Consider the following 6,777-nt stretch of genomic DNA (forward strand, 5'->3'; position numbering starts at 1 on the left):
GCACAGTCAGTTGATGTTGGTTGAGCCATTCATACAGTTGTTGCATCACCGGTTGACTATGCTGTTGTCGGTATTCGCGGCGCTGTTCTGCTGTACCATCGGTCTTTTTCCTGAGTTCTGCTTCTATGGCATACAGTTTCTGAATCAGCACTAATGCCTGTTCAGCGACCTGACTTTTTTTGGTCACATGCAGTTCATGGAATTTACGACGCGCATGCGCCATGCAGCCCACCTCAATGACCTGACCTGATTTAAAGCGTGCTTTATAACCGCTGTAATCATCACAGACCAGATGGCCCTGCCAGTCTTTCAGGAACGCTTCAGCATGCTGACCTGAACGACTATCCTGAAAGTCATAGATCACGGCTTGAACTGGATTGTACTGTGTAGTGGCATAGGCCCAGACATAACCTTTCTTCGGTTTTTTCTCATTCTCACCCATCCGCATGATGGTGACCGGCGTTTCATCGGCATGGATCACCCGCTGTTGCAGCACCACCTGTTTTAAGGCATTGGCCAGAGGTTCCAGTTCCACACCGCAGCGACCAATCCAGTCAGATAACGTGGATCTGGACAGATCAATGCCCGCCCGCTGATAGATCAGGCGCTGACGGTACAGCGGCAAATGATCGGCATACTTCGATACCAGCACATGGCTGAGCAGTTCAGGACTGGCAATACCTTTATCAATCACATAGGCGGGCATCGCTTGCTGAGTCAGGGTGTCGCACTGATCACAGACCCATTTGCCACGTACATGCTGTTCCTTATAGAACTGTGCCGGCCTGAAATGCAGTTTTTCACTGACATCTTCGCCGATACGACGGAGTTGGCAGCCACAAGCACATTGGGTTGATGCAGGTTCATGCTCAATACGGATGGTGTGTAGATGATCTGGCAGTGGTCGACGTTTAGGTTTATTTGCTTTGGCTTTGTGTGTCGCTGCATCGGTTTTATCTGCATTCAGCCGTTCCAGTTCCAGATCAACGGCTGCAATATCTTCTTCGACCGCTTCATCCCACAGGTGGATTTGTTTTGCAGTGAGATGTTCGTTTTTACTGCCGAATTTGTGCTGTTTAAATAGTGCGAGTTCATGCTCGTATTTTTGATTGAGAATAGAAAGATGTTGAACTTTAGAATCTAATTGCTGATTGATGACTTCAAGATGTTGAACTCTGGCATCTAATTGCTGGTTTGATTTTTCTAATTCTTGATTTGATTGTGCCAGAGACTGATGCTGCATCGCCAACTGCCTGGTGAATTCCAGCAGTTGTTCATGGGTCAGTTGGCTTAAGTCAGGCAGCGTATTCATGACCGCAGTATGCCTGAGGTCATGAGAAGAATGAAATAGAACGTTTGGAGAATAGCAGAATGGAACAGCCTGTTTTAAAGCATCGTCACCACCTGCTGCCGTCCAATGCGCTGCCAGGGCAAACCTTGGATCAGTGCCTGTAACTGTTCCGGGCTGAGGGCCACGGTTTCACCTTGGTGAACTTGAGCCCAGTGAAATTTGCCCTGTTCCAGCCGCCGGGCACACAGCCAGATGCCCAGTCCATCATGTACCAACACTTTCATACGATGGCCACGTTTATTAGAGAACAGGTAGGCGCAATGCGGTTTGATTGAGCCAAAGGCTTTCATAATCTGCGCCATGACCGTATCCATACCTGCACGCATATCCAGAGGTTGGGTAGAAAGCCAGATTTCATCAATGCGGATCATGTTGCAAGTACCTTGAGTAATTCTGCTAAAGCAGATATTTTCGATACTTGCCATTTTAGCTGAATATCATTATTCGTATGAGGCACGGTGATACACAACGTGATCCTCTCATCAATAGGTTGGCTGATTGCAGCAGTGTAAGGCAAAGCAATAAATGCTGGATTCACATGAGTAGGATCCTGCACGGCACCCTCATGATGCCTGAAGATCCTGATCCAACGACTGACAAGGTTGGCATTAATACTATGTTGCAGTGCGACCGAAGCGATCGAGGTATTAGGATTTTTGCAGGCATTGACAATACTGAATTTGAATTCTTTGCTGTATGTTCTGCGTTTTTTAGCAACAGGAGGTGTTGCTGAATATATATCCATGTTCATAGATTAAGTCCCCACTTGTTTTTAGGTGGGAACTAAATTAAGGCTTATAGGATCGCTTGGTAAGGCTGTGTTAGCTGGATGCTTACTTTCTTTTACCTTAATAACGTATTTTTTTAACGGCAGCATACCTTTTGAAACACCACCAAATTATTTATGTTCCACCAGCATATATACTTCCCTATCGAAAAATCTGATAAGAATTGATTATTTTGATACAAAACCTGAAAACTGGGAGTGCTTATATGGACATATATAATATTTCCGGATAAATATAAAACTACTCCACCAGAAGAAAGGCAGAATTTAATCTCAGTCCGAAGTAACAGTACTCTCAAAGACCAAATGTAAAGAAGCATACTTAAGAAAATAAAATTCAATAATGCATGAGGATGTAATTAGTTTCAGGGTGCTAAGAAAGTGTAGCAACTTGCTACACTTTTTCGCTTTTTTGAATCAGCTGTTTTAAGAAATCTTCTAATTGTAAGAGACTGGCTTCGTCAATTTCCGAGATATTCAGAGAAACCTTAAGCTGTTTTTGATTCAGTTTGATATTCCCCGCAATCTTACCGGCATATTCAATTTTTCTGACCACGGATGTTGTGGTCAGTTTTTCTGGATTCTGACTCAATAGTTTTTCAGCATAAGTAGTAACTTTGCTTTGCTCGAGTTTTTTGTCTTTTAATTTTTCCCAAGCTCCGAGTAAGGCCACTTCGGCTTCAGAGAGTTGTTCAAGATGATCCGATAGAAATTTTTTGAATGCAGTTGCAGCAGTACGGCCTAGCAAGCCTGGTTCCACATCAAGGTCATTTAAAATTGCTTGCGGCAGTTTTTCGTATGCTAAATACTTGTACATATCTTCGCGATTTAAACCCAGTGAATTGGCTAAACGTTGCTTGTTTTTCTTTAATTTCTCATCAAGTGAGTTCAGGCCAATAAAAATCTCATAATCTGTCAGATCCTGACGCTTTAAATTCTCGGCCAGGGTTAACAAAGATGCTTCTACATTATTTGCATCAATGATAATGGCTTCAATCACAGACTTTCCGAGTAACTGATGTGCCCGTAAGCGTCGCTCGCCTGCAATCAGTTCATATTTCAGATTATCCAGTTTACGCACTGTAATGGGCTGCAAAAGGCCGATTTCATTAATAGAATCCGCCAGTTCTTTTAACTGTGATTCTTCAAATATTTTACGCGGCTGGTTTAGACTTCGGCTGATATCCTCAATAGGGACATTACGTCTAAACTCTTTCAGCTCTTTAATATTGTCTTTCTGTGCTTGCTGATGTTTTTCTGTATTCTGTTTCAGTTTCTGAGCTAAAAGCTCTTTGGTGCTTGCCATAATGCTCTCAGGTTTAAATTTTCAATACAATTTCATTGGCAAGGCTTTCAAAAGCCTTACGTACTTTTGAATTTTTTTCTACTTTCAAAAGTGGTTGTTGCAGAATGGCTGCTTGATTGACTTTAGTACTTTGAGGAATTGTGGTTTCTAAAATTTTACCCACTTGTTTCAAGGCTTCATCCCGAATCAGCTTACAGACATTCTGACGTTCATCATGCTTAATTAGTAAAGCGCCTAAAAGCTCTAAATCTGGATTAATACGTTTGATCTTTTCAAGATGATTTAAAAGATCTGTTACCCCATATAATCCATATTGTGATCCTGATTCGATAGGGATAATGACATGTGTTGAGGATGCCAGGGCATTGCTGGTTAATAATTTAAGGCTAGGTGGGCAGTCAATCAATATAAAATCATATAGATCTTTTAATAGTTTTAACTTGATATTTAACTCTTCTGAAGGACGGGGAGCTTCTTCTTTTAGTTGATCTTCAGTTTTTCCTAAATTCAAGGAACCATAAATTAATGATACTTTTTCAAAGTTCGTTTCTTCTTGTAATGCATCTGCCAACAACGAAATATCGCCCACTAGTAATTCTGCTGTAGTGACAGCAATTTCGCTTGGATGTTGGATCCCAATGTGTAAACTTGCGTTTGCTTGAGGATCTAAATCAATGACTAAAACTTTGTTGCCCAGATTGGCAAGTTCTGAGGCTAGGTGTACAACAGTCGTTGTTTTGCCACATCCGCCTTTATGGTTAGCAACAGTAATAATTTTTGCAGACATGCGTGTCAGATGCTTCCTTATTTGAATGTTTAGTAATATAAATAACTTTCATTCATCTTACTATAGTTTTTAAATTTATAAATCCTATTTATTCAGCTGTAAAACAGTTTAAAAAATAAATTTTTAACTAAGCTAGCTTAATTAAAAATTAGAATAATTAGTTATTTAGCTAATTAATAATTAGGATCATATTTTTATTATATAAAACAAATGCTTATAGATTTAAAAGTGGAAGGTTTGTCACTCTAAAGTGGAAGGTTTGTCACTCTAAAGTGGAAGGTTTGTCACTCTAAAGTGGAAGGTCTGTCACTCTAAAGTGGAAGGTTTGTCACTCTAAAGTGGAAGGTCTGTCACTAGGGTGGAAAGTTTGTCACTGCTATTTTTATATCTGCTATTTTTATTTAAAAATAATTGCAAAAACAAATATTTAAGCTGTTAATAAAGTCTCATAACTAAGCTTTAAAGGTGGAAAGATTGTCACTGTATCTTCTTAACCTGTGGATAATCTTTTTTTATTGGATATTTCCTGATGATTATATGTGCAGTTATACCTTTTAAATCTAACAAAAAGGTGGAAGCCTTGTCACATCAGGGTTTTTATCTGACTTAACCTAACTAGATCTGAATGAAAAAAGTAAAAATAGGCCTTCTGAACTGTAATTTCGAGACTAAAGGTGGAAGGTCTGTCATCATAGGGTGGAAAGATTATAATTAATTCCACTTTAAATGCAGAAAACCGGCTAAAATGCTTCTTTTTGATGACAAACTTTCCACTTTTAGAATCTTGTGGTGAAAGTCTTGAAAGTTTTTCCACTTTTGTATATAAAAACTAAGTTAAATTATAAATATCACGGTTATGACAGAATCTGAACCATTGCAAGAAGAATCGAATTATATTCCTTACTGTATAGGCAACATTCGCCATAATGGCGTTGTCAGTACCAGTAACCGTTTAATTCGCCCAATCGAATTATCAGCCAATGAATATAAGGCACTTCTATATGCAATGGCGGTTGCGAATTATAGTGAGAAAAATAGGGTAGATGGTGAAATTACCGAACAAACTTATATTTATTTGTATAAGGATGATTTGGCAGATTTACTAGGATTAAATAAACGTAATTCAATTAATGTTGCAATAGATCGGATCTACAAAGAGCTTTCATCCCGGGTAGCTCATTTTATTATTGAGGAGCCTGCTGATAATGGTAAAAGAAAGACTAAAAAAGTACATTCTGTCGTTCCCATTATCCGTGAGTTAAGATGGGAAGATGATTCTAAAAATGCGATTCAGATTCGTTTTACCAGTGAGGTGTTGCCGTATTTCACTCAACTGGCTGGGGGTAATTTTACTACCTATCAGCTAAAACATCTTTTTGCCCTAGATTCTGTTGCCAGTATGAGTCTCTATACTTATTTCATTAAAAATGAATTTAAGTACGCCAATCAAAAGAGTTATGAAGTGCCATTACTTTTAGAAAACTTGAAAGCACTGATTGATATTAATGAAACCAAATATGATCGCTGGGTAGATTTTAGACGCTATGTATTAGACAAAATAGTGGCAGAAATTAACGAAAATACAGATCTACAATTAGAGTATGAAACCGTTAAGAAAGGCCGTCCAATTGTAGGTGTGAATTTTAAACTGCATCATCGGATTGCTGATAAGGCACTGGATGAATTTGCAGTGATTGAAAAAATCTATCTTGATGTTCCATTTGAAGACAATGCATCCGTAAAAGAATTAGGGGCTAAATTCGATATGAATGTACGTTCTTGGTATATTTTTAATAATGATGAAAATTATCAGCAGTTCAAGAAGTGGTTTAAAAAAGTAGGATGCCTCACTGACTCTCAAGCAAATATTGTCATTAATGACACTTTATTCCAAATGGATTTTGCTGAAATTGGTATGGGGTTGAATGACTTTAAACGAAATATGAAGCATAAACTTAAAAGTAATCCGGAATTCGTCCATAGTATTCGTGAAAGACTGAATGATATTTTTGGTAAAGAGTTGATCTAGCGAAAAGTGTAGCAACTTGCTACACTTTTTTTGATATATGTTCGTAAAGAATACAAGTGGTAAGGACCTTAGGATAAAAACGACTCTGTTGCATGAAGTGTGAAAATTGAGACTGAACCGTACCGGGTTTGTCGGAGACTTTTTTATTTAAGTTAGGCCACCTGACCTAACGGGTTAATCTTATCATAGTACATTGCTTCAAACTCAAAAGGCGACTTGTAACCCAATGCACTGTGTACACGCTCTTTATTGAACCAATCTACCCAGTTGAGTGTCGCAAGTTGTACATCCGCTAAACCTTTCCAATCTGCTTTTAAATACTCAATCACCTCTGTTTTGTATAAGCCATTCACTGTTTCAGCCAAAGCATTATCGTATGAATCACCAGTCGTACCGACTGATGCTCGTAAATTTGCAGCTTCTAAACGATTGGTATAGCGAATAGAAAGATATTGAACACCTCTATCGGAATGATGAATCACATTCTTTGGCATGCCTCGATCGTGCAATGCTTGCT

Annotated in this window: 7 protein-coding genes; 1 reads left to right on the forward strand and 6 read right to left on the reverse strand. The window is 38.9% G+C overall.

The annotated features are described in order from the left end of the window. The 5 genes from FTT63_RS14600 to FTT63_RS14620 all read right to left on the reverse strand — a co-directional run. A partial coding sequence (locus tag FTT63_RS14600) for an IS66 family transposase (protein ID WP_180192444.1) occupies positions 1–1,312 on the reverse strand: 1,312 nt, incomplete at its 3' end. A gap of 74 nt (positions 1,313–1,386) precedes the next feature. After that, entirely contained in the window at positions 1,387–1,722 is a 336-nt protein-coding gene (tnpB, locus tag FTT63_RS14605) for an IS66 family insertion sequence element accessory protein TnpB (RefSeq protein WP_159153866.1), read from the reverse strand. Continuing rightward, entirely contained in the window at positions 1,719–2,102 is a 384-nt protein-coding gene (locus tag FTT63_RS14610) for a transposase (protein WP_180009506.1), read from the reverse strand. The genes tnpB and FTT63_RS14610 overlap by 4 nt, the downstream gene beginning before the upstream one ends. Before the next feature lie 430 nt (positions 2,103–2,532). Continuing rightward, a complete protein-coding gene (locus tag FTT63_RS14615; protein ID WP_127800993.1) occupies positions 2,533–3,444 on the reverse strand; it encodes a ParB/RepB/Spo0J family partition protein in 912 nt (303 codons plus the stop codon). A gap of 13 nt (positions 3,445–3,457) precedes the next feature. After that, a complete protein-coding gene (locus FTT63_RS14620; RefSeq protein WP_127800991.1) occupies positions 3,458–4,231 on the reverse strand; it encodes a ParA family protein in 774 nt (257 codons plus the stop codon). A gap of 856 nt (positions 4,232–5,087) precedes the next feature. On the opposite strand from FTT63_RS14620, the gene FTT63_RS14625 reads away from it, so the two are divergent. Beyond that, a complete protein-coding gene (locus tag FTT63_RS14625; RefSeq protein WP_127800989.1) occupies positions 5,088–6,260 on the forward strand; it encodes a replication initiation protein in 1,173 nt (390 codons plus the stop codon). 152 nt (positions 6,261–6,412) lie between these two features. Here the strand turns inward: FTT63_RS14625 and FTT63_RS14630 are convergent. Then, the coding region (locus FTT63_RS14630; protein ID WP_180192445.1) for an integrase core domain-containing protein at positions 6,413–6,777 on the reverse strand (365 nt) is incomplete at its 5' end.

The organism is Acinetobacter sp. C15 (assembly GCF_013420645.1).
Lineage (GTDB): Bacteria > Pseudomonadota > Gammaproteobacteria > Pseudomonadales > Moraxellaceae > Acinetobacter > Acinetobacter indicus.